This is a genomic window from Streptococcus equinus (genome assembly GCF_049393805.1).
In the GTDB taxonomy this organism is placed as follows: domain Bacteria; phylum Bacillota; class Bacilli; order Lactobacillales; family Streptococcaceae; genus Streptococcus; species Streptococcus equinus.
This window is the reverse complement of the sequence record NZ_CP185763.1, coordinates 843,864-868,007: the sequence shown is the minus strand read 5'-3', so window position 1 is coordinate 868,007 and position 24,144 is coordinate 843,864. Positions and strand designations below refer to the sequence as shown.

At 38.8% G+C, this 24,144-nt stretch carries 17 protein-coding genes and 1 tRNA gene; 12 read left to right on the top strand and 6 right to left on the bottom strand.

Annotated features, from left to right (window positions below; all coding sequences use genetic code 11):
• The first annotated feature begins 114 nt into the window (after positions 1–114).
• The 7 genes from ACN0NP_RS04220 (at position 115) to tsf (ending at position 9,394) form a co-directional block, all read left to right on the top strand.
• Positions 115–1,617 (top strand): SpaH/EbpB family LPXTG-anchored major pilin, encoded by a 1,503-nt coding sequence (locus ACN0NP_RS04220; protein ID WP_423217623.1) that lies wholly within the window; start codon positions 115–117, stop codon positions 1,615–1,617.
• A gap of 119 nt (positions 1,618–1,736) precedes the next feature.
• Positions 1,737–2,564: a class C sortase gene (locus tag ACN0NP_RS04215; RefSeq protein ID WP_039691277.1), complete on the top strand. Its 828-nt coding sequence runs from the start codon at positions 1,737–1,739 to the stop codon at positions 2,562–2,564.
• 106 nt (positions 2,565–2,670) lie between these two features.
• On the top strand, positions 2,671–4,566 hold the full coding sequence (locus ACN0NP_RS04210) for a M13 family metallopeptidase (RefSeq protein WP_423217622.1): 1,896 nt from the start codon (positions 2,671–2,673) through the stop codon (positions 4,564–4,566).
• A gap of 260 nt (positions 4,567–4,826) precedes the next feature.
• Positions 4,827–5,693, top strand: coding sequence for a helix-turn-helix domain-containing protein (locus ACN0NP_RS04205; protein WP_027968308.1), 867 nt, complete (start codon positions 4,827–4,829; stop codon positions 5,691–5,693).
• A gap of 1,453 nt (positions 5,694–7,146) precedes the next feature.
• Positions 7,147–7,217 (top strand) — tRNA-Cys (locus ACN0NP_RS04200).
• 265 nt (positions 7,218–7,482) lie between these two features.
• Complete coding sequence (rpsB, locus tag ACN0NP_RS04195) at positions 7,483–8,250, top strand: 30S ribosomal protein S2 (protein ID WP_021143273.1); 768 nt, start codon at positions 7,483–7,485, stop codon at positions 8,248–8,250.
• Between the two features lie 106 nt (positions 8,251–8,356).
• On the top strand, positions 8,357–9,394 hold the full coding sequence (tsf, locus tag ACN0NP_RS04190) for a translation elongation factor Ts (RefSeq protein WP_021143272.1): 1,038 nt from the start codon (positions 8,357–8,359) through the stop codon (positions 9,392–9,394).
• 384 nt (positions 9,395–9,778) lie between these two features.
• On the opposite strand, the gene ACN0NP_RS04185 is transcribed toward tsf, so the two are convergent.
• Positions 9,779–10,243, bottom strand: coding sequence for a COG2426 family protein (locus ACN0NP_RS04185; protein WP_243602880.1), 465 nt, complete (start codon positions 10,241–10,243; stop codon positions 9,779–9,781).
• A gap of 259 nt (positions 10,244–10,502) precedes the next feature.
• On the opposite strand from ACN0NP_RS04185, the gene ACN0NP_RS04180 reads away from it, so the two are divergent.
• Together ACN0NP_RS04180 and ACN0NP_RS04175 are read left to right on the top strand one after the other, a co-directional pair.
• On the top strand, positions 10,503–10,964 hold the full coding sequence (locus ACN0NP_RS04180; protein ID WP_004233448.1) for a CtsR family transcriptional regulator: 462 nt from the start codon (positions 10,503–10,505) through the stop codon (positions 10,962–10,964).
• Positions 10,961–13,402, top strand: coding sequence for an ATP-dependent Clp protease ATP-binding subunit (locus ACN0NP_RS04175; RefSeq protein ID WP_021143269.1), 2,442 nt, complete (start codon positions 10,961–10,963; stop codon positions 13,400–13,402). The genes ACN0NP_RS04180 and ACN0NP_RS04175 overlap by 4 nt, the downstream gene beginning before the upstream one ends.
• Before the next feature lie 73 nt (positions 13,403–13,475).
• Here ACN0NP_RS04175 and dusB read toward each other — a convergent pair whose 3' ends face one another.
• From dusB to gshAB, 5 genes are all read right to left on the bottom strand, one after another.
• Positions 13,476–14,453, bottom strand: a complete 978-nt coding sequence (dusB, locus tag ACN0NP_RS04170) for a tRNA dihydrouridine synthase DusB (RefSeq protein WP_027968310.1) — start codon at positions 14,451–14,453, stop codon at positions 13,476–13,478.
• Positions 14,446–15,312, bottom strand: coding sequence for an Hsp33 family molecular chaperone HslO (hslO, locus tag ACN0NP_RS04165; RefSeq protein WP_021143267.1), 867 nt, complete (start codon positions 15,310–15,312; stop codon positions 14,446–14,448). The genes dusB and hslO overlap by 8 nt, the downstream gene beginning before the upstream one ends.
• Positions 15,313–15,425: 113 nt before the next feature.
• Positions 15,426–16,700 (bottom strand): toxic anion resistance protein, encoded by a 1,275-nt coding sequence (locus ACN0NP_RS04160; RefSeq protein WP_045798390.1) that lies wholly within the window; start codon positions 16,698–16,700, stop codon positions 15,426–15,428.
• 18 nt (positions 16,701–16,718) lie between these two features.
• Positions 16,719–17,537: a hypothetical protein gene (locus ACN0NP_RS04155; RefSeq protein ID WP_423217621.1), complete on the bottom strand. Its 819-nt coding sequence runs from the start codon at positions 17,535–17,537 to the stop codon at positions 16,719–16,721.
• A gap of 97 nt (positions 17,538–17,634) precedes the next feature.
• Positions 17,635–19,884, bottom strand: coding sequence for a bifunctional glutamate--cysteine ligase GshA/glutathione synthetase GshB (gene gshAB / locus ACN0NP_RS04150; protein WP_423217620.1), 2,250 nt, complete (start codon positions 19,882–19,884; stop codon positions 17,635–17,637).
• 404 nt (positions 19,885–20,288) lie between these two features.
• Here gshAB and ACN0NP_RS04145 point away from each other — a divergent pair, with 404 nt between their 5' ends.
• The 3 genes from ACN0NP_RS04145 to ACN0NP_RS04135 all read left to right on the top strand — a co-directional run bounded on the left by ACN0NP_RS04145 (position 20,289) and on the right by ACN0NP_RS04135 (position 24,102).
• Positions 20,289–21,581 carry an adenylosuccinate synthase gene (locus ACN0NP_RS04145; protein ID WP_021143260.1) on the top strand — a complete coding sequence of 431 codons (1,293 nt, stop codon included), beginning with the start codon at positions 20,289–20,291 and terminating at the stop codon, positions 21,579–21,581.
• A 195-nt stretch (positions 21,582–21,776) separates the two neighbouring features.
• Positions 21,777–23,024, top strand: coding sequence for a hypothetical protein (locus ACN0NP_RS04140; protein WP_423217619.1), 1,248 nt, complete (start codon positions 21,777–21,779; stop codon positions 23,022–23,024).
• Positions 23,025–23,157: 133 nt separating this feature from the next.
• A complete protein-coding gene (locus ACN0NP_RS04135; protein WP_423217618.1) occupies positions 23,158–24,102 on the top strand; it encodes an AEC family transporter in 945 nt (314 codons plus the stop codon).
• The last annotated feature ends 42 nt before the right edge of the window (positions 24,103–24,144 follow it).

The window sequence follows — 24,144 nt, the reverse complement described above, 5'->3', positions numbered from 1 at the left end:
ATGGTAAAGGTGGTGGTGCCTGATTCACTACTGTAAAGATTTAGGTTATAACTTCACTTTAGGAGTTTACACAATTTAGTTTTCAAAAAAAGAAAGAAGGAAAAGGATTTTATAATGAAGAAGTTTAAATTGCTCTTAGCAGCTTTTGTTGCTACACTCTTCGCATTTGCTGGTGTGAAAGCATCCGCTTATACTATTACCATTAAAAATGTATCAACAGGTCACACTTATGAAGCTTACCAAGTATTTGGTGGCGACCTTTATAAAGGAGATGGTGCAACGACACCAACACTTTCAAATATTGACTGGGGTGAAGGTGTTAATGCTTTCACATATGATGGTGAATCTGATGCCGCTAAAATTGCTGAAAAATTATCAGGTCAAGCATTTGATTCAGAAACTGCAAAAGATTTCGCAAAGGAAGCTAGTAAACATCTTGCAACTGCAGCTACATCTGAAGAAAGTACTAGTAATACAGTTGAGCTTACAGTAGGTGCCCCTGGTTATTACTTGGTAAAAGATAAAGATGGCTCACAAGATAGTAAAAATGGAGCTTATACTCGCTTTATGATGCAAGTAACTGGTGCTGAATCTGTTGAAGTCAAAAATGACGTTCCAACTGTTGAAAAGAAAGTAAAAGAAACTAACGATTCAACTGGTGAAACAACTGATTGGCAAGATGCTGCTGACTATGATATGGGTGATATTGTTCCATTCCAATTGACAGCAGAATTACCTAAAAAACGTGTTGATGATTATGATCACTACTATGTAGAATTTACAGATACTTTGTCTGCTGGTTTGACATTTAAAGAAATCACAAAAGTAACAGCAGATGGTACAACACTTAATGAAAATCAATATAAAAAGACTGTAACAAAAAATAGTGACGATACAACAACACTTTCTATTGTAATTACTGATGTGAAAGCTGTTGCTAATATTACAAAAGATGAAAATAAAGTTGTTGTAGAATACAACGCTGAACTTAACTCAAATGCTGTTCTTGGTTCAGCAGGTAACCCAAACAGCGTTGAATTGACTTACTCAAACAACCCTAACGCTACTGGTGATGGTACATCTAAACCAGAAAATACTGGTAAAACTCCAAAAGATACTGTAAAAGTCTTCACTTACCAAACAATCATTAATAAAGTTGACCAAGATGGTAAACCTTTGACTGGTGCAGAATTCACTCTTGTTAAGAAAAATAAAGATGGTTCAACTAAGAATGTAGATGTAGTTAAAAATGCTGAAGGAACATCATTCACTTTCAAAGGTCTTGACGCTGGTAAATATGTTCTTAAAGAAACAAAAACACCAGATGGTTACAACACAATCAAACCAATCGAATTCACAATCGACGCTGACTACGATAAAGAAGCTGATGACCCTCAATTGATTAACCTTTCAGGTGATGTCACTTCAGGTGTAGCAAAATTTGATGCTAACAAAGCTGACGGTTCATTGAAAGCTGATATCGTCAACCGTAAAGGTTCACTTCTTCCATCAACTGGTGGTATGGGTACAACAATCCTTTACGTTATCGGTTCAATCCTTGTTCTTGTAGCGGCTGTTCTTCTTATCACTAAAAAACGTATGGATGCAGCTAAATAAGAATTTGTTATAATAATATTAACTTTGTTTAATTAATCATCCGATAAAGGGAGTGGCAAGGAGCACGGGCTCACTTTCTACTCCCTTTATTCTTGCAACTGTCGGGAGAGCTCTTTAATATGCAAAAAAAATCAAAAGATAATTTTTTGACGAATGCACTCGTCTTTATATTAATAATCGGGCTGTCCCTTTTGTTGTATCCGACAGTTAGCGATTATTGGAACTCATTTCACCAATCAGAAGCGGTAGCTGGCTATGTCCAAAATGTTCAAGACATGGGTCAGCAAAAGAAAGATGATATGTTGGCAGCAGCTAAGGCTTATAATCAATCTTTGGCAAAAGGTGTGATGCCTGATTTGAATCTGTCAAAGGCTGAGAAGTCTGTTTATGACAAGACTCTTGATGTCACAGGTACTGGTATCATGGCATATGTCGATATTCCAAAGGTTAATACGACTTTGCCAATCTATCACGGTACTGAAGATAGTATTTTGCAGGTGGCTGTTGGTCATATTCCTGGAACGTCTCTGCCAGTTGGTGGTAAGGGGACGCACGCTGTGATTTCAGGTCACCGTGGGTTGCCTTCGGCTAAGCTGTTTACAGACATCGACCGTTTGCGTGAAGGTGATACGTTCATGATTCAGGTTTTGGATGAAACACTGACTTATGAAGTTGACCAGATTCTGACGGTCTTGCCAGATGATGTCTCAGCGCTAGCCATTGACCCAAATAAAGATTACGTGACTTTGGTAACGTGTACGCCTTACGGTGTTAACAGTCACAGACTTTTGGTACGCGGTCACCGCATTCCAAATAAAGTCAAAGATGCGCGCGTGGTATCTGAAGCGAGCCGCGTTGACGCGATGATTGTTGCGCCGATAATCGCGGTCTTCCTCTTCATCATCTTGTTATTGGTGAGTGCTGTTTATCGCAGACTACGGAAATAGTCATTCAAAAAGTTAGTCTAATCGGCTAGCTTTTTTTAGTTTTTTAAAACTGTTATTATCTGAATTTTTTGATAGAATGTTCATAACAGAATAAAGGAGATTTTTTATGACTCGATATCAAGATGATTTTTATGATGCCGTCAATGGCGAGTGGGAAAAAACAGCTGTTATTCCAGATGATAAACCTCGTACAGGTGGTTTTTCAGATTTGGCTGATGAAATCGAAGATTTGATGTTGGATACAACCGATGATTGGTTAGCTGGAAAAAATGTTCCAGAAGATAGCATCCTACAAAACTTTGTTAAATTTCACCGCATGACATCTGATTATGAAAAACGTGAAGCAGTCGGTGTAGCACCTGTTTTACCGCTGATTAAAGAATATAAAGCTTTAGCGTCATTTTCAGATTTTGCTAAACGTATTGCAGAATTTGAAATGGCTGGAAAACCAAATGCTTTTCCATTTGGTGTGGCACCAGATTTCATGAATGCTCAGCTTAATGTGTTGTGGGCAGAAGCTCCTGGCACAATCTTGCCAGATACAACTTATTACGCTGATGACCACGAAAAAGGTAAAGAATTATTAGCGACTTGGCGCAAGATACAAGAAGAATTGCTAGCGAAGTTTGATTTTTCAGCAGAAGAAATCAAAGATTTATTGGATAAAACAATCGAACTCGATGCCAAACTTGCTAAGTACGTCCTTTCACGCGAAGAATCTTCAGAGTATGTCAAACTTTATCACCCATATGACTGGGCTGATTTTACAAAATTAGCACCAGAACTTCCTTTGGATGAAATTTTCACAGAAATCTTGGGAGAAATTCCTGATAAAGTTATCGTTCCTGAAGAACGTTTTTGGACAGAATTTGCTGCTGAATATTATTCTGAAAAGAATTGGGAATTGCTTAAAGCAGATCTTATCCTTTCTGCAGCAACAAGTTACAATAGCTATTTGACAGACGAGATTCGGGTTCTTGCAGGGACTTACAGTCGTGCTCTTTCTGGAACACCACAAGCCATGGACAAGAAGAAAGCTGCTTACTATCTAGCATCTGGTGCTTACAGCCAAGCTCTTGGACTTTGGTACGCTGGTCAAAAATTCTCACCAGAAGCAAAAGCTGATGTTGAGCACAAAGTGGCAACAATGATTGACGTTTACAAGAAACGTTTAGCCTCTGCAGATTGGTTGGCGCAAGAAACTCGTGATAAAGCTATTGTGAAATTAAATGTCATCACTCCTCATATTGGTTATCCAGAAAAATTGCCAGAAACTTATGCGAAGAAGATTATCGATGAGTCTTTATCACTTGTTGAAAATGCACGAAACCTTGCTAAAATTTCTATCGCACACAGCTGGAGCAAGTGGAATCAGCCTGTTGACCGTAGCGAATGGCACATGCCAGCTCACATGGTCAATGCTTATTACGACCCACAACAAAACCAAATTGTTTTCCCAGCAGCTATTTTACAAGCACCATTTTACAGCTTGGAACAAAGTTCATCAGCTAACTATGGTGGTATCGGAGCAGTCATTGCTCACGAAATTTCACATGCCTTTGATACTAATGGAGCATCATTTGATGAAAATGGTAGCTTGAATAACTGGTGGACTGATGCAGATTACGAAGCATTTACGAAACGCACTGATAAAATCGTTGACCAATTTGACGGCCTTGATTCGTATGGGGCAAAAGTAAATGGTAAATTAACCGTTTCAGAAAATGTCGCAGACCTTGGCGGTGTTGCTTGTGCGCTTGAAGCTGCTAAACAAGATGATGATTTTTCAGCTCGAGACTTCTTCATCAATTTCGCAACTATTTGGCGTATGAAAGCTCGCGGTGAGTACATGCAAATGCTAGCAAGTATTGATGTTCACGCACCAGGTAAACTTCGTACTAATGTGACACTGACAAACTTTGATGAATTTCATGAAGAATTTGATATCAAAGCTGGCGACCCAATGTGGCGTGCACCAGAAGACCGCGTCATTATTTGGTAATCACTTAAGATAATGAGCCAAACAAGAACTTGTATTAGGCAAGTTCTTGTTTTTTTCTATTTCTTTTTTAAAAATATGATACAATAAACATTAGTTAGTATACCTAGATAATATAACTAGTTTTTTAAAATAGAAATATAGAGCTATGATTTTCTAAGCTGTTTAGGATAACAGACATGACCTTTCTTGTTGGGAGAATTTAGAAAACGTAGTTTCTATAAATCCAAGATTATTGGAATTTTGTCAAAAAAGGAGACTGTATGAAACTTGAAAAATCAATGCAACTGGGTGAACTTTATCGCGAACTACGAATTGCGCGTGGGTTGAAACTAAAAGATGTCGCACGAGAAAACCTCTCTGTGTCACAACTTTCACGTTTCGAAAACGGACAATCAATGCTCGCTGCCGATAAACTTCTAATCGCTATCTCAGGCATCCACATGACCTTCTCAGAATTCGGACACGCGATTAATAACTATCAAGAGACTAAATATTTTCAGTTATCGAATAAAATATCTGAATTATATAACAAGCAAGACATTGAGGGACTTTACAGGTTGCTTGGGTCAGAAAAGGAGTCTGAAGCCTTTGATGTATATAATCGTTTGAATGAGCTCATGATTAAAATAGCAATTCACACACTTAATCCATCTTATGTTATTACTGAGGAGGAAAAGACATTTTTGACATCTTATCTCTACGAAATAGAAGAGTGGACAGAGTTTGAATTATATGTTTTTGGTAATACTATGACTATTTTATCGGAATCTGATTTAATTTTTTTAGGGAAAGCATTTGTGGATCGTGATAAATTGTATTTATCGTTAACAAGCCATAAAAAAAATGCTGAACTTGTTTTTTTAAATTTGATATTAAGTTTGATTAATTATCGTAAAATTTATCAAGCTAACTATTTTATCGAGGCTCTAGAAAAAATTTTAACTTATCAAGATATGTTTGCTATGACATGGTTGAATTTTATTAAAAGAATAATTAGCCACCTAGAGGAAGAATCAAGTGACTTGTCTGACTTAGAACATTTTATTTCTTGCGTAGAAGAAATAGGAAGTCCAGTAACAGTTAATCTTTTAAAATCTACACTATCAAATGTTTTTAACAATAGTTAGGCAATCAAGACAAGAAAAATATATACAAAAAAACTAATTTTCAATAATTGTTTTAATATTTGTGTAAACATAATAAGTATCCTCCAAATTTTATATATTACGTATTATTCATAAGTTCTGTGAGTAATGACATTTATTAGGGCAGGGAAGGGATAAATGTTGTTACTCTAGTTGATTTGATTGGTTTTAACAAGTGTTAGGTTTATGGGTAATATACAAAAAATGGAAGTATCAGAACGACAGTTTTTAGTAATTGTTTAAGGGTTAGTTTAAGCATTAGTAGTATCCTCCTTAGTAAGTATGTCTTCATTTTAACAGCGAAAAGTGCGAAATCGGTTTATTTGCAAATCCGCAAATAAACTTTTTTTATTGAGCAAATATACAATTTTCAGAAAATTATACGCATGAGTGGTAAGATATTGGTGTAACCTATTTGAATAGTTTACTTATTGGTTATTATTTTTCGAAAAAGAATACCGAAACGTGTTTTATTATCATCACTTTAGAGATTTTATCTTTAGGGCTGGATTTTTTTAGCGAATTCAAAATTTGTTTTGCTCATTTTGGTGTGTCCTAGGATTACATTAGCTTCTTCTCCATTTCCATTCATGAGTTGATTCTAGGGAAAATTAGACTAATTTGAGCTGTCTGATTTTGAAAGTGGCGCTTTATGTTTTCTGGTGATAGCTACAGAAGTGTTGGTTATCATGATTGATACTAGTTCTGGCAGCCTTACCAACGTTATTGATATAAGGTATTATTACTTTCACAAGGTGAAAGGACAAGAGTGTTTTAACGTCAGTATAATCTCCTGCGGATTAGAGTACGAAGAATGCTTTCATAGTGTTACTTGTGTACTGTTGAAATTTCTTTTTTTCTTTCCACCATCCATCTGTCACTTTATATTAAAAAGCGGTGCCAATAGTATCTTCCAGGAAGTCAGACATTTCTTGGCATCAAATCCATCTTAACTACTACATCCTTTTTGAAGGTAACTTGTTTAGAAAAATCTGTTTAACCTCTTACCATTTGTAACAGATGGCGTGCGATAGTGGTGCTTAAGATGTGTTGAATAATGAAGCGTTGCGGCTAAAAGAGCCAGTTAATTGGCATTAGCAAAAAAATAAGTCTTGCATTTTTATGGCTTTCCAACCTGTCCGTGGAGCAATCCACAGTAAAGCCGATATGATGCTGTTTTGAAGCTATTAGCAAAGGCGCCAAAACTTTTATCTCCGTATAAGACAAATTTTACGTTCCCTTTTGTCGTTGCAATTAGTGAGTTAAATGTTTTGATGAGTGCTGCCAATTTTGATGATGAGAGAGAGTCACTCTAGTTGGGTGACTTTTTTATGTGTAAAAAAGAATTATTTGCAGGATTTCAGAATTGTCTGGCAGAATTTCGCGAATAAGGCTTGACGAGCTTTTGAATTTAAGGTAAAATATTATCTGTTATGGCGGTATAGCCAAGTGGTAAGGCACGGCTCTGCAAAAGCTTGATCGTCGGTTCAAATCCGTCTACCGCCTTCATGACATATAAAAGCTCGACATTGTCGGGCTTTTTTCGTTTTCAAAATGATTGATAAAAAGAGCTGTCAAACGGCGAAAATAAAAAGTGTTTCAAGCAGCATATGGCTTGTCAAAGCCTTGATTTTGTGATAAACTATGATAGTTGTATTATGCAACAAAATACTCATTCTGGATGTATTGTGAACCTGTTGCTCTTTACGGGTGGGCTTGCAAGATGAAGTCTGGAAGAGGAAAAAAACATTTTATAAAGGAGAAACTACTCATGGCAGTAATTTCAATGAAACAACTTCTTGAAGCTGGTGTTCACTTCGGTCACCAAACTCGTCGCTGGAACCCTAAGATGGCTAAATACATCTTCACAGAACGTAACGGTATCCACGTTATCGACCTTCAACAAACTGTAAAAATGGCTGACGCAGCTTACGAATTCGTTCGTGATGCAGCTGCAAACGACGCTGTAATCTTGTTTGTTGGTACTAAAAAACAAGCTGCTGACGCTGTTAAAGAAGAAGCAGAACGCGCAGGTCAATACTACATCAACCACCGTTGGTTGGGTGGAACTCTTACAAACTGGGATACTATCCAAAAACGTATCGCTCGTTTGAAAGAAATCAAACGTATGGAAGAAGATGGAACTTTTGAAGTTCTTCCTAAGAAAGAAGTTGCTCTTCTTAACAAACAACGTGCTCGTCTTGAAAAATTCTTGGGTGGTATCGAAGATATGCCTCGTATTCCAGACGTTATGTACATTGTTGACCCACACAAAGAACAAATCGCTGTTAAAGAAGCTAAAAAACTTGGTATCCCTGTAGTAGCTATGGTTGATACTAACGCTGATCCAGATGATATCGATGTTATCATCCCAGCTAACGATGACGCTATCCGCGCCGTTAAATTGATCACTTCTAAATTGGCTGACGCTGTTATCGAAGGACGCCAAGGTGAAGATGCAGATGCTGACTTCGCAGCAGAAGCAAAAGCTGATTCAATCGAAGAAATCGTTGAAGTTGTAGAAGGCGACAACGAATAATATTTCGAGGCTTAACAGTCTTAGATATGCTTTAAACGGGGCAGAAAGCAAACCGCTCTGTCTCGTTTTTATTATTTAGTAAACAAAAAACCTGGAGGACATAAAAATGGCAATTACTGCAGCTCAAGTAAAAGAATTGCGTGAAAAATCAGGTGCTGGTGTTATGGACGCCAAAAAAGCACTTGTTGAAACTGACGGTGACATGGAAAAAGCAATTGAATTGCTTCGTGAAAAAGGTATGGCTAAAGCAGCTAAAAAAGCTGACCGCGTTGCTGCTGAAGGTTTGACTGGTACTTACGTTGACGGTAACGTTGCAGCAGTTGTTGAAGTTAACGCTGAAACTGACTTCGTTGCTCAAAACGCACAATTCGTTGAATTGGTTAAAGAAACAGCTAAAGCTATCGCTGAACAAAAACCAGCTAACAACGAAGAAGCTCTTAAAGTAACATTGGCTTCAGGCGACACTTTGGAAGCAGCTTTTGTTAATGCAACTGCAACAATCGGTGAAAAAATTTCATTCCGTCGTTTCGCACTTATCGAAAAAACTGATGAACAACACTTCGGTGCTTACCAACACAACGGTGGACGTATCGGTGTTATCACAGTTCTTGAAGGTGGCGACGAAGCTCTTGCTAAACAAGTTTCAATGCACGTTGCAGCTATGAAACCAACAGTTCTTTCATACGAAGAACTTGACCCACAATTCATCCACGATGAATTGGCTCAAATGAACCACAAAATCGACCTTGATAACGAATCACGTGCAATGGTTAACAAACCAGCTCTTGCTCACTTGAAATATGGTTCTAAATCACAATTGACTGATGAAATCATTGCTCAAGCTGAAGAAGATATCAAAGCTGAACTTAAAGCTGAAGGTAAACCAGAAAAAATCTGGGATAAAATCATCCCTGGTAAAATGGCTCGCTTCATGCTTGACAACACTAAAGTTGACCAACAATACACACTTCTTGCACAAGTTTACATCATGGACGACAGCAAAACTGTTGAACAATACCTTGATTCAGTAAACGCTAAAGTTGTTACTTTTGCTCGTTTTGAAGTTGGTGAAGGTATCGAAAAAGCAGCTAACGATTTCGAATCAGAAGTTGCAGCTACAATGGCAGCAGCTCTTAACAAATAAGAATTGTTTGCTAAATAAAAAGAAGATCACTTGTTGGTCTTCTTTTTTTGTTTTGTTAATAAATAAAGAGTTTGGAAAAACTTCCAAACTCTTTATTTAAAAAATTTTTTGATACTTTCCTTAGGTGGTGCCGTCGGTAGCAACTCCCTACGGAATTCCATGCCTAAGTTTTGAGCCTAAGGTCTCAAAACTTCCGGGTGGCTGAAATTATTTTTGTTTCAGCCACTTTCACCACGTCGGTCAGTATCTTTTTGTTGCGAGCAAAGCTCGCCAAAATTATGAATTTGAACATAGGAAAATATTACTTATGTATTATTTTAAATTTAAAGTAAGTTTATTGACGTTTTAAGAGTTTGGAAGTTTTTCCAAACTCTTTTCAAATTCTTAAGATAAAGCACCAAGACCAAGAACTGTTAGTGTTCCCATGATTAAGCCTGCTAGGATGACGCCAAGCATGACAGCTGTAACACTACGTTTGAAGTCCCAGTCGAGGATTGAAGCGGCAAGGGTACCTGTCCAAGCTCCTGTACCAGGAATTGGAATACCAACAAAGAGAAGAAGGGCGATGAAAACACCTTTGTCTCCGGCTGCTTCTTCGAGTTTTTTACCGCCTTTATGTCCTTTTTTCAAGCACCAAGTAAAGAAACCGCCAATGACTGGTTTATCAGCGCCCCACTCCAAGACACGGCGTGCAAAGAAGAAAATAATTGGTACGGGAATCATATTTGCAATAACACCAATAATCAGTGCTTGCCACATTGGAATTCCTGTCGCAATGGCGTATGGAACAGCACCACGAAGTTCAACAAGTGGCACCATGGCAATCAAAAATGTAATAATATAGTTCATTTACTTGAAACCTTTCATTTGTTACAAAGACAATTGTATCTTATCTTTTGGGCAAAAACAACTAAAATCTGTAGGAATAGAAAATATTATTTTCAGGAATTTTCTTGTTAAGATGGTATTTTTTTGGAAAGCCTAGTAGATTCGGTCATTTAGTGTATTTTCGTTTATAAAACATGATATTTTTGTTATAATATTAGTCAGTTATAGTCAAAGAGAGTCCATCTAAAAATGGTCTTTAATCTTGAAAAGGAGGAAGCTAATGGCAAAAAATACATCTGATAGTATTGAAGAGTATATCAAGCAACTACTAGCTCAATCTGGTATTGCTGAGATTAAACGGTCAAACTTGGCAGATGCCTTTCAAGTTGTTCCTAGCCAAATTAATTATGTGATAAAAACACGTTTTACAGAAAGTCGTGGCTATATAGTCGAAAGCAAGCGAGGTGGCGGAGGCTATATCCGCATTGCGCGAGTGAGCTTTTCAGATCAACACCAAATGTTTGATAATTTGATGGGAAGTATTGGCGAGTGCATCAGTGAGCAAGTTTTTACAGATTTGATTCAATTGCTTTTTGATGAAAAAATTATCAGTGAACGTGAGGGAAATCTGATTTTAGCAACAGCTTCTGATGAGGTTCTTGGAAAAGATGCGCCTGAGATTCGAGCGCGCATGTTGCGAAAAATTTTACAACGATTAGATAGAAAAGGATTCCATTTATGAGTGAATATTCAATGAAAATGCAGGAGGTTTTCAGCATTGCCCAGTTTCAGGCTGCGCGATTTGAAAGCCCATATTTAGAAAGTTGGCATGTGCTTTTAGCCATGGTTGCTGTTCATGATTCAGTGGCTGGCTTGACGTTTGCTGAATATCAAAATAAGATTGCCTATGAAGAGTATGAAGCAGCAGCTGTTTTGGCCCTTGGTAAATCACCATTGTCAGATGTGAAAAATGTTCAATTTTTAGAACAATCAAAGGCTTTAAAAGACGTGTTGGCGTTTGCTGAGTCTATTTGCAAAGTAACTGACGGTACAGAAATCGGAACTGAGCACGTGCTTTATGCCATGCTCTTGAATCTTGATTTGTTTGCGACACGTTTGTTAGAAGTTGCTGGATTCAAAAATAAAGAAGATGGTGACTCAGTTCGCTTGCTTGATTTACGTAAATCATTGTCACGTAATGCTGGATTTACCAAAGAAAAAATCAAAGCTATCCATGATCTTCGTAAACCTAAAAAAGCTACGATGGGCGGAGCTTTCTCAGAAATGATGAAACCTCAGTCAACTGCGGGAGAATTATCAGATTTCACTCGTGATTTGACTGAATTAGCTCGTCAAGGAAAACTTGAGCCAGTTATCGGACGTGAAAAAGAAGTCTCTCGCATGGTTCAAGTACTTAGCCGTAAGACTAAAAATAATCCTGTCTTAGTTGGTGAAGCTGGTGTCGGAAAAACGGCTCTTGCTTATGGTTTGGCACAACGTATTGTCAATGGTGAAATTCCTTATGAACTCCAAGATATGCGTGTCTTAGAGCTTGATATGATGAGTGTTGTTGCGGGGACTCGTTTCCGTGGTGATTTCGAAGAACGCATGAACCAAATCATCTCAGACATTGAAGCTGATGGTCATATCATTTTGTTTATCGATGAAGTTCACACTATCATGGGTTCTGGCTCAGGTATTGATAGTACTTTGGATGCTGCTAACATCTTAAAACCAGCTCTTGCGCGCGGTACACTTCACATGGTTGGTGCGACAACACAAGAAGAATACCAAAAACACATTGAAAAAGATGCTGCGCTTTCTCGTCGTTTTGCTAAAATTACGATTGAAGAGCCAAGTGTTGAAGATGCTTATCAGATTCTTCTTGGACTTAAGAAATCTTATGAAACATTCCACAATGTTATCATTTCTGATGAAGCTGTGCTGACTGCTGTTAAAGCTGCACACCGCTATTTGACAAGCAAAAATCTTCCAGACTCAGCTATTGATTTGCTTGATGAAACGAGTGCAACAGTTCAAGGTCTTGTTAAGAAAAAAGCTCCTGAAGCGTTGACTGATATTGATAAAGCTATCTTAGAAGGTGATTTCAAAAAAGCAACGAAATTGCTTAAAAAATCTCGCAAGGTTGTGACACGTAAGCCAGCAGTTGTCACTGAAGATGACATTATGGCAACTCTTAGCCGTCTGTCAGGTATTCCTGTTGAGAAAATGACACAAGCCGATAGCAAGAAATATTTGACGCTTGAAAAAGAACTTCACAAACGTGTTATCGGTCAAGATGCTGCGATTTCTGCTATCAGCCGTGCGATTCGCCGTAATCAAGCAGGTATTCGCACAGGTAAACGTCCAATTGGTTCTTTCATGTTCTTAGGACCAACTGGTGTTGGTAAGACAGAGCTTGCTAAAGCTTTGGCAGAACTTCTTTTTGATGATGAATCTGCGCTTATTCGTTTCGACATGTCTGAGTACATGGAAAAATTTGCGGCGAGTCGTCTTAACGGAGCGCCTCCAGGATATGTTGGCTATGAAGAAGGTGGAGAACTTACAGAAAAGGTTCGTAACAAACCTTATTCAGTCCTTCTATTTGATGAGGTTGAAAAAGCTCACCCAGACATTTTCAATGTGCTTCTTCAAGTCTTGGATGATGGTGTGTTGACAGACAGTCGTGGTCGTAAAGTTGACTTCTCAAACACTATTATTATCATGACGTCAAACCTTGGTGCGACAGCTCTTCGTGATGATAAAACTGTTGGATTTGGTGCGCGTGATATGGCTCATGACTATGATGCTATGCAAAAACGTATCATGGAAGAACTTAAGAAAGCTTATCGTCCTGAGTTTATCAACCGTATTGATGAAAAAGTTGTCTTCCACCATTTAACACAAGAAAATATGCGCGATGTTGTTAAAATTATGGTTAAACCATTGATTGCAACTTTGGCTGAAAAAGATATCACACTTAAATTCCAACCATCAGCGCTTAAATACCTTGCTGAAGCTGGATATGACCCAGAAATGGGTGCTCGTCCACTTCGCCGTACTATTCAAGATAAAGTCGAAGATAAACTATCTGAACTTATCCTATCAGGTGATTTGGCAAGCGGAAATACTCTTAAAATTGGTGTTTCAAAAGGTCAACTCAAATTTGATATTGCATAATAATAAAATAAAAATAGCTGCTAAGTTTAACTTAGCAGCTATTTTTGGGTTTGTTATCGGTGAAATTTCCCAATCATCGCAAGCTATTAAAGATTTCTTTGACTTCGTCGATGGTTTCTGCGCGTGAGACGGCTCCACGGATTTTGGCAGCGCCAGCAGTACCACGGAGGTAGTGTGGGGCTAAGCCGCGGAATTCGCGGACAGCGATTTTTTCACCCTTGAGGTCAATCAAGCGTTTGAGGTGATCTTCTGCGATGTCCAATTTTTTGACAAATGGAAGATCTGGCAATTCTTCACCAGTTTCAAAGTAGTGATTGATTTGAGTGAAGATGTAAGGATTGTTCATGGCTGCGCGTCCAACCATAACAGCATCAACACCGATTTCTTCAATCATGTATTTCGCATCGTGAACGCTGCGCACGTCACCATTTCCGATAAATGGAATTTTAGTGATGGCTTTTGAAACGCGAGCAAGTGTTTCAAGGTCACATTTACCTGTGTACATTTGTTCACGTGTGCGTCCATGCATAGCAAGGGCAGAGACACCAGCTGATTCAGCAGCAAGGGCATTTTCAACGGCTAGAGAGTTGTCTGACCAGCCTGTACGCATTTTTACGGTAAGTGGAATATCAAGAACAGAAGTGACTTCATCGATGATGTGATAAATTTTATCAGGGTCTTTGAGCCATTTTGCTCCTGCTTCGTTTTTGACAACTTTATTGACAGGACAGCCCATATTGATGTCAACGATGTCAGCTTTTGTATTTTCTTGGATGTATTCAGCTGCGCGTTTTAGACCATCTGCGTCGCCACCAAAAAGTTGGATTGACATTGGATGTTCTGTTTCATCAATATGAAGCATGTGAAGAGTTTTTTCGTTATTGTAAAGGAGACCTTTTTCAGAAATCATCTCCATTACGACTAAGCCAGCTCCAAATTCTTTGGCAATAGTACGAAAAGCAGAGTTTGTCACCCCTGCCATGGGTGCTAGAACCGTACGGTGAGGGATTTCAACATCACCAATCATAAATGATGAGCTGAGTTTAGTCATTGATTAACCCCTCCAAATCTTCTTCAGTGAAGTTGTAAGTTTTACCACAGAATTGGCAAGTGATTTCAGCGCCGTGGTCTTCGTCTTTCATGGCTGTGAGTTCGTCTTTGCCAAGTGTGATAAGGGCATTTTCAAAACGTTCACGTGAACAGTCACAGTCAAAGCCGATTTCTTCTTCAGAGAGAACTTTGTATTCGTCTTCGCCGTAGATAGCATTTAAAAGAGCTTCGATGTGGTCGTCAGATTCCAAAAGTTTTGAAATGGCAGGCATTTCTTGGATACGTTTTTCGTAGCGGTTGATTTCTTCTTCAGATGCACCTGGAAGAACTTGCAACATGAATCCTCCAGCAACTTCGACTTTGTCTTCGTCGTCAAGAAGGACGTTAAGTCCAACGGCAGAAGGTGTTTGCTCAGATTCAGTCAAATAAAAGGCTAAATCTTCACCGATTTCACCTGAGACAAGTGGAGTTGAAGAAGTGTAAGGATTTCCGATGCCATAGTCTGTGATGACAACGAATTGACCAGCTCCCATAAATGGACCGACGATAACTTCGCCAGTAGCTGTTTTCTTAACGTCAACGCCAGTATTTTGAATGTAACCTTTAACGTGTCCTTTTGTATCAGCCACAGAAATGATGTGACCAAGTGAGCTATCACCAATAACTTTGACAGTTACTTTGCTATCTCCTTTTTGGTTAGCAGCTAAAATTTGGTTGGCAATAAGTGTTCGACCAAGAGCAACTGTAGAGCTAGAAAGTGTTTGGTGTTTTTCTTGAGCAGTTCTAACAGTCTCAGTGCTATCAAGCACATAAGCACGGAAAGAACCAGATTTTGAAATTGATTTTATAAGTTTATCCATAAGAATATTATAACACAAAGCAAAATTGATGGGCTAGTATTGTGAGCTGTAAAGCGTAATCATGCAGTGAAAAATGAGAAGCGAAAAAAGCGAGGAGAACCTCGCTTTTTAGTTTATTTTTCTTCTGTGACGTCTGTTTTTTCGACTTCTTCTTGGCTTTCTTTACCTTCATTGAGGAGAGCTTCGACGATTTTTTGGTCACGAATTTTGACAGAGTCGTTAATGGTTTCTGCGGATTTTACAACGGCTGCTTCGAGTTGGGCACGTTGTTTTCGACCGTTGTCGATAGCTGCGATAATGCCGTTGTTTTGTTCGACGAGGCTCTCAGCAAGAGCTGTGACAGATTGGATAGAAACGGTTGGGCTTTGTGCAGTGCGTTCGAGCATAGGGATGGCTTCTTTGCTCGTTTCAGCAAGCATTTGAAGCGCAGCGTTATTAGCATTGACAATGGCATCAGCAGTCACACCAGATTTGACGGATTGTTGCAAAATACCGAGCTGTGCAATTGACAATTTCATTGTCGGAATGGTGTTGCGACGGAGCATGCCAAGTTTTTGGCGCATGTCTGATGAGACTTTGACCATGTTGCGCATTTGCGGTGTGGTTGTCCAAGCAACGTAAAGGCGACTGAGGTATTCAGTGTGCTGTTGTTCAAGCGTATTGATGACTTCGGTCATGCGAGCTAGCTCGTCAGATTTTACTTGGTAATCAGGCGTTGCGCTATCAAGTGTTGCAAGTTCATTTTGAAGAGCTTGCGCACGGTTGGCACTTTCTGTCTGAGAAGCTTCGATAAAGGCGATAACGCCAACCAAGTTTTCAATAGATTTGTTATTATCTTCAATTAGCATTTCAGCAGAGACAATGTTACGTGCTAAGGTTTCTTCTTGTTTGACAACAGCGGCAGCCATGCCATCCATTTTTTGTTCAATATTTTGTGAATCAAAATAGAATTCTTGCAGGCTATTTTTGCTTTGCTTAAAGAGCTTTTGTAGGAAATTTGGTTTCTTTTCGAGCTCAGCAGGCTTAGCGTCTTTGTATTTGGCGATAAAGCCGTTTAACTCGCGGTTAGCATTTTTGAGCAGGTCATCAACTTGTGGAATTTCAAGTTTCTTTTGCTCAGCCAAAATGCGGTTGACGGTTGTGTTAACTTCTTCAACAGCAGATGTTCCAAAATCAAGCAGAGCATTTTGGTCAGCAACAAAATTATCAACTAAAGCAGGAGCTTTGGCTGTGATTGCTGATTGTTGTTCAGGGGTCAATTTGTCGTAAAAAGAGACTTGACCAGTTGCTGAAGTATCAGTTGCTACGATGATTTCGGTTGTTTTGTCTGTTTTTGTGATTGCATTGTCTGCGATTTTATCAATGTCAAAGTTAAAAGTATCAGCCATAATACCCTCCCATTAAACTTATAAGTTTGTATCGTCGTCAGCCATCATGCGAAGACTGATATCGAAGTCTTTCAAGTCACTTTCATTCAGTTTTCGAAGCGTTTCATCGAGAGCCAAATCAAATTTTTCCATTGCGGATTTCGCTTTTGCTAAACGCTCATCAGCATTGTAATAATTTTTCGGGGCTTTTTTGATTTTTAGATAGCCATCCAAAATATCGCGGAAGCGGTCCATATCAGCCTCGTGAAGAGCAGTGAGTTCCTCTTTGTTATCAGCATTTTCAATCTTCTTCAAGATAGTCAAATGGTCTTGCTGAATGTTATTGTAAAGATGAGCTAACTCTGGAGCGAGTTTTAGTAAATCAGCTTCTTCCTCAGAAATGTCAGGATTTACTGGTGAGACATCCAGTCGCTCTAGTTGGAATTCGATATCTTTTTCAACGGTTTCAGCTTTTTTGAGAACACGCTTGTAGATGTTTAAATCCATTTTGGCTTTGAGCTCACTAAGTTCAGACTTGATGTGACGTATTTGTGGCAATAGCTGGCGCGCATTGACAACGTATTGGGTGTAATTTTTTTCATCGAGATAATTGTCCAAAAGTTTGACTTGGCGGTCAGCAATACGAATGCTATCTTTTAAATCTTGCAAACGTTGCTTAGTATTAACCTTTTCAAGACGTGATTGCTTGGTCGCAAAATAATAAATACCATATCCAATACCACCAACGATAGCAAGTGGGATAATGATTTCTAACAAGCTTTCAAGCAAAGCAATGAGAAGGATAACCCCGATAATAGCGATAATGAGGCCTCCTCCGTTATTTCTAGGTCGAGACATATATTCAATCCATTTCTATCTAAGATTGATTTTATTTTATCGCAAAACGGTCAAGAATGACAAGCGATGACTGTAATTGTGGCAAAGATTTTATGGACTAAAGTTCAGGGAAGAGTTTGGCTAGGATTTTTGGTGTGAGTGCTTGTCCTGGACCCTCGTGACAATAAGTGTGAAGGTAAATAGCAGGGTTGAAATTGAGTTCAATACAAGCGCAGTTGGGATTTTCTTTGCTAGCTGGTAAGGTCTTGTCTGGGATAATCAAGTCAACCCCGCACACCCAAGCACCAACAGCTCCAGCCATTTGCGCAGCTAATTCTTTATAGCTGTCTGGCATGATGTCTGTCACATCAATGGAATCTCCACCTGTGGAAATGTTAGAGTTACGTCGCAAATCAACTCGGACTCCGTCAGCTGGAATATCATCAGGCGTGTAGCCTTGTTGTTTTAGCATGAGCTTTTCAACGTCGCCAAGGTCAATGATTTCAAGTGGAGAACGGTGGTCACGTCCACGCAGTGGGTCTTGATTTTTCAACTCTACTAATTGGGCGATGGTGTGCTTGCCGTCTCCGATGACATTGGCAGGAACACGCAGTAGCACAGCTTCACATTTGCCATCTAGGACGAAAAAACGGTATTCCGTACCTGAAATGAATTCTTCAATAAGAACAGTATCATCTTCAGCAAAGGCGATATCCAAGGCTTTTTGATAGGCTGTCAGGTCGGCAGATTCCTTGAAAATAGAAATGCCAAGACCAAAGTTAGTTGATTTTGGTTTGACGACGATAGCTTTGTCTTTGATTTGTGAGAAATAGCGGAGCGCAGCAGCTTTATCAGCGAATTCTTCACCTTTTGGAACTGGGAAACCAGCTTTTGACAATAGTTTTTTAGTGACAACTTTATTTTCCATGATAAGTGGTGTGATGTAGCTGTCTTTGCCTGTCATGTTGGCATTTTTAACGTATTCAACGTGGTCGCTGTGCCAAAGTTTAATGAATTGGTCATTTTCGTCGAGGATTTCTAAGTGAACACCTTTTTGGATGGCATCAAACATCAATAATTGTGTTGATAATTCCATGTTTTCATAGCCTTTGAGTGCGTAAGGGGCTTGCCAAGCATAATCGTGAAAGGCTTGACCTTGTTTTTGCCCAAAAGATTCTAATGATAGGGTGTCAATCTCATCTAGCAGACGTCCAGCGATAGTTTGTTCAGGATGCTCAATCTGATTTTTGATAGCATCGATAAGCCCTTGATAATAGTCAGATAATTCAAAGTAATCGACAATTCCTTGCATAGCTGAAAGGATGCTTTCGATAGGAGCATCTTCTGGTAATTTATCTAGAGGGTGGCTAAGTGCAATTTTGTCATTTAGCTTGCTAGCTTCTGTGATGTCTTGGTCAATAGCAGAGCTACTATCCAGCCAAAGAAGTGCAAGAACAAAAAGGTGCACAGTATCAAGTGTCTCTTGAGTAATTCCACGGTTATCAAAAGGATTGAGGTCAAATGTGCGCAGTTCAAGGTAAGTGACACCATTTGTCAAATAGTCACGAACATGCTTGCTACCGCGCAAGCGAACAGGAGAGTAAAATTCTTTTTCTGCTGTAAGCTGATTGGCTGACACATAACACTCGATGTCAGCGATATAATGGTCAAGACTTTGGTAAGAAACCTTGATATCAGTATGGTTGACATAGCCAAGATGACTGTTTCGAATTGAACGAACAGGTTGTTTCAAAGGAGCATTTAAAAAGCCTTCTTCAGCGATTGGCGAAGCACCATAGAGGTAAGTCAGAAGCCAACGATAGCGTAAGAAGTTTTGGGCTAATTTAAGATAGAGGTCATTTTTGAAGTGAACAAGAGAGTTATAGTTGCTTTCTTCAAATAAGGTTGCAACCAAGTCCTTACCGAGTTCTACATTATAATGAATACCAGACATAGATTGGAGAATTTTGCCATAACTTTCAGCCAAATGCTCACGGTACTGGCGTTCCCAAGCGTCGTCTAATTTGGCAATATGAATATCGTCTTCACCAAGTTTTGGCGGCATAGATAGCGGCCAAAGGTACTCATCTTGATTGATTGAGCGCCCAGCTACGTCTGTGATAGCTCCTAAGGTACGAAGGGCATTTTGGGTTGTTTTTCCAATAGGAGTGATAAGTTCTATCTGAGCTTCACTGTAATCAGTCTGAATGTATGGATGAAACGAGCGATTACCAAGCTTGTCGGGGTGATTAGTTTGTGCGACTTTGTTTTCTTGATTGATGCGCAAACTTTCTCTTTCTAGCCCGAATGTTGCTTGCAAAATCGGCGAATATTTTGATGTATTTTGTAATAAACCATTGACGGTCATTTTATTTCCTCATAGTGATTTTTATTTAATGATAATGCTACCATTAGTGTCGTAATCTCATTCTATGGAAAACTTTGTGAAAATGCAAAGAATTGCTACGGAGCTTAAAGACGGCAAAATACAGTTTTTAGAATTTTCAGACTTTGTTATAAAATCTGAGATATAATAGTGTTTTTTTGAAAAAAGTTCGGAAAAAATAAAATTTTAACGTCAAATATTGAAAAAATGACGGAAAAGTCATATAATGAATTGTAAGACAAACTCGCAGGTGAGATTCCTGCCAAGTTGTAGAGAAAGGATGAAGATACGATTTTATGGCTTGGAGATAGAGACGACAGGCTTAATAAGTTAGTATCGTCTTTTGTTTGCTTGCTATATGATTTCGTATCAATATCGAAAAGAATATGACATCAGTAGTAGTTGTTGGTACCCAATGGGGTGATGAAGGTAAAGGTAAAATCACTGACTTCTTGTCACAAGATGCTGAAGTGATTGCACGTTATCAAGGTGGAGATAATGCAGGGCACACTATCGTTATCGATGGTAAAAAATTCAAATTGCATTTGATTCCATCAGGTATTTTCTTCCCAGAGAAAATCTCTGTAATCGGAAATGGTGTGGTTGTCAATCCAAAATCATTGGTAACTGAATTGAAATATTTGCACGATGAAGGTGTTAAGACAGATAGTCTTCGTATTTCAGACCGTGCTCACGTTATTTTGCCATATCACATCAAACTTGACCGTTTGCAAGAATCTTCTAAAGGTGATAACAAAATTGGGACAACAAACAAAGGTATCGGCCCTGCTTACATGGATAAAGCAGCACGTGTTGGTATCCGAATTGCTGACCTTTTGGACAAAGAAATCTTTGCTGAACGCTTGCGCGTGAACTTGGAAGAAAAAAATCGTTTATTTGAAAAAATGTACGAATGCGAACCAATCAAATTCGAAGACATTTTTGAAGAATATTATGAATATGGTCAACAAATCAAAGATTACGTTACAGATACATCAGTTATCTTGAACGATGCACTTGACGCTGGTAAACGTGTTCTTTTCGAAGGTGCACAAGGTGTCATGCTTGATATTGACCAAGGTACATACCCATTTGTTACATCTTCAAACCCAGTTGCAGGTGGTGTAACTATCGGTTCAGGTGTTGGTCCAAGCAAGATCAACAAAGTTGTTGGTGTATGTAAAGCCTACACAAGTCGTGTTGGTGATGGTCCATTCCCAACAGAACTTCTAGACGAAGTTGGAGATCGTATCCGTGAAATCGGTCACGAATATGGTACAACAACAGGACGTCCACGTCGTGTTGGATGGTTTGACTCAGTTGTAATGCGTCACAGCCGTCGCGTATCAGGTATCACAAACTTGTCACTTAACTCAATCGACGTTCTTTCAGGACTTGATACTGTTAAGATCTGTGTGGCTTACGACCTTGATGGCCAACGTATCGACCACTACCCAGCAAGTCTTGAACAATTGAAACGTTGTAAACCAATCTACGAAGAATTGCCAGGTTGGTCAGAAGACATCACAGGCTGCCGTAGCCTAGATGAGCTTCCAGAAAATGCTCGTAACTACGTTCGTCGTGTTGGTGAACTCGTTGGTGTTCGCATTTCAACATTCTCAGTTGGACCAGACCGCGACCAAACTAACATTCTTGAATCAGTTTGGGCAAATATCTAAGCTTACAAATTATTCAATATACAATACTAAAAAGCCTCGCTAGAAATCCCATTCTAGCGGGGTTTTGTGTTAAAATTAAGCTGAGAAATAATTAATTAAAAAATAATAACTGTTATTCCCGTGTTACAAAAGTAATGTTTGTTTAATCTGCTTTTGATAACCTATTAATGTTGCCTGATTTAAAAAGGAGGAAAAATGGTTAAACGAATTTTATCAATTGCACTGGCTTATGTTGGTATTATTGTTGGTGCTGGGCTTTCTTCAGGACAGGATTTGATGCAATATTTTGTCGGATTCGGTGTCTGGGGAATGATTGGCGTTGTTGTTTTAGGGATTTTGAATGCTATCTTTGGGCGTATTATCGTGACATTAGGAAGTTACTATCGTTCGAATGACCACTCAGAGGTGCTTTCAAAGATTGCCCATCCTTTTACAAATCGCGTGCTTGATATTGCTTTGATTGTTTCTTGTTATGTTATCGGCTTTGTCATGCTAGCAGGAGCGGGGTCTAACCTTAATCAACAATTTGGATTACCGACTTGGTTAGGAGCTTTAATCTGTGCTCTCCTTGTGATTTTTGTCAGCTTTCTTGATTTTGAAAAAATTACTCAGATTATCGGGATTTTTACACCGATTGTTATTATCATGGTGCTGATTATTGCTGGTCATACGCTTATCGGACAATCATTTGATTTTACTCAGTTGAATGCAGTTGCTAAGACCTTGCCGACAAATATGCCAAATATTTGGGTATCAGTTCTTAATTACTTTGCCATTTGTGTGATGACTGGGGTATCAATGGCTTTTGTCCTTGGTGGTTCAATCATTCGTATTGGAGTGGCTGAAAAAGGTGGTACCCTTGGTGGTGCGATTGTTGGTCTTATTATCGCTGTGACATCACTTGTCTTATTTGTCAATGTTGGAAAGCTTGCTTCAGCAGATATTCCAATGCTAGTACTTGCTAATGAGATTCATCCGTGGTTTGCTTTAGCTTACGCACTTGTGGTGTTCGGGCTTATCTTCAATACGGCTTTTAGTTTGTACTATGCACTAGCTAAACGTTTTTCTGAAACTCAAGGTGGAAGTCAATTCAAACGTTACTTGATTATTTTTGTTATTAGTGGTTATGCCTTGTCATTCCTTGGTTTCAAACAACTTGTTTCTATTATGTACCCAGTTCTTGGTTACATCGGTATGGTTATGCTGGTTGTGTTACTTCAAGCTTGGATTCGCGAAAAGAGTAATGTTCAAGATGAAAAACATTTGCGTCGCCGCATGATTTCCTTGATTTCTAAAAAATATGACGATGATAAGAAATTTACCAAGAAAGATAAAGTAGAATATCAACGATTAGGTGAAGAGTCAGTCGTTGAAACAAAAGAAATCAAAGAAGATATTCATGACCATGTCGAGCAAGTTTTCGATTCAGAAAATGAAGAATAAGATTGAATAGATAAAGAGTCTGGGACGAAGTCCTCGGGCTTTTTTGCTAGAATAAATAATATTACTAAAAGTGTTTAAGAAAGCGTTAAAAATATGCTATACTGAAACAAAAAGATGAAAAGGAAAGTGAGCAATGACACGGTTTGTGAGCAGTTTTTCGGGTGTTTTAATTATTCTAGTCATGGTTATGGTCGGTTATGTTTTGACCAAAAAAGGATGGTTTGACGACAAAGCACCAAATTTGATAGCTAAGTTAGTGACGCAAGTAGCTCTTCCTTGTTACATGATATCAACGATTGTCGGACGTTTCACGGCAAAAGAAATGCTTGAAATGTTGCCGCAGCTGCGTTTTCCAGCAATTTCAATGGTGATTTTACTTGCTATTGCTATGGCAGTTGCTCAGTTATTTTTGATTGATGAAAAGCACCGAGGCTTATTTGTTTCCATGTTTTTTAATTCCAACACGATTTTTGTTGGTTTGCCAATTAACCAAGCGCTTTTTGGGGATAAAAGCATTCCGTACGTCTTGGTTTACTACATGTGCAACACCACATTCTTTTGGACGATTGGAACGTATTTGATTCAAAAGGATGGACGTAAAGAAGTTACTCTTGATTTTCGAGGCACGCTAAAGAAAATCTTTTCTCCGCCACTTATGGGATTCATTATTGGCGTGATTTTAGTTCTTCTAAACATCAAACTACCAGCTTTCTTGCTCAGTGATTTCCAGTATCTGGGAAATTTGACGATTCCTTTGTCAATGATTTTTATCGGGATTTCGGTGGCAAATGCAGGGCTGTCACGCTTGCGTTTCACACAAGACAATGTCTTGGTACTTGTTGGACGTTTTGTAGTCGCTCCGCTTTTGATGATGTTAATCGTTAAAAATGCTCAAATGCCACAACTGATGAAAGAAGTCTTCATTATTCAGTCGGCTATGCCAGTCATGACAAATGCCCCAGTTGTTGCAAAACTTTACGGTGCAGACAGTGATTACGCAGCAATCATGGTAACCGAATCAACCATTTTAACCATGCTTGTTATTCCGATTTTAATGTTTTTGTTAAATGGATTATAATAAAACAGCAATCTTTTAAAGATTGCTGTTTTTAAATTTCAA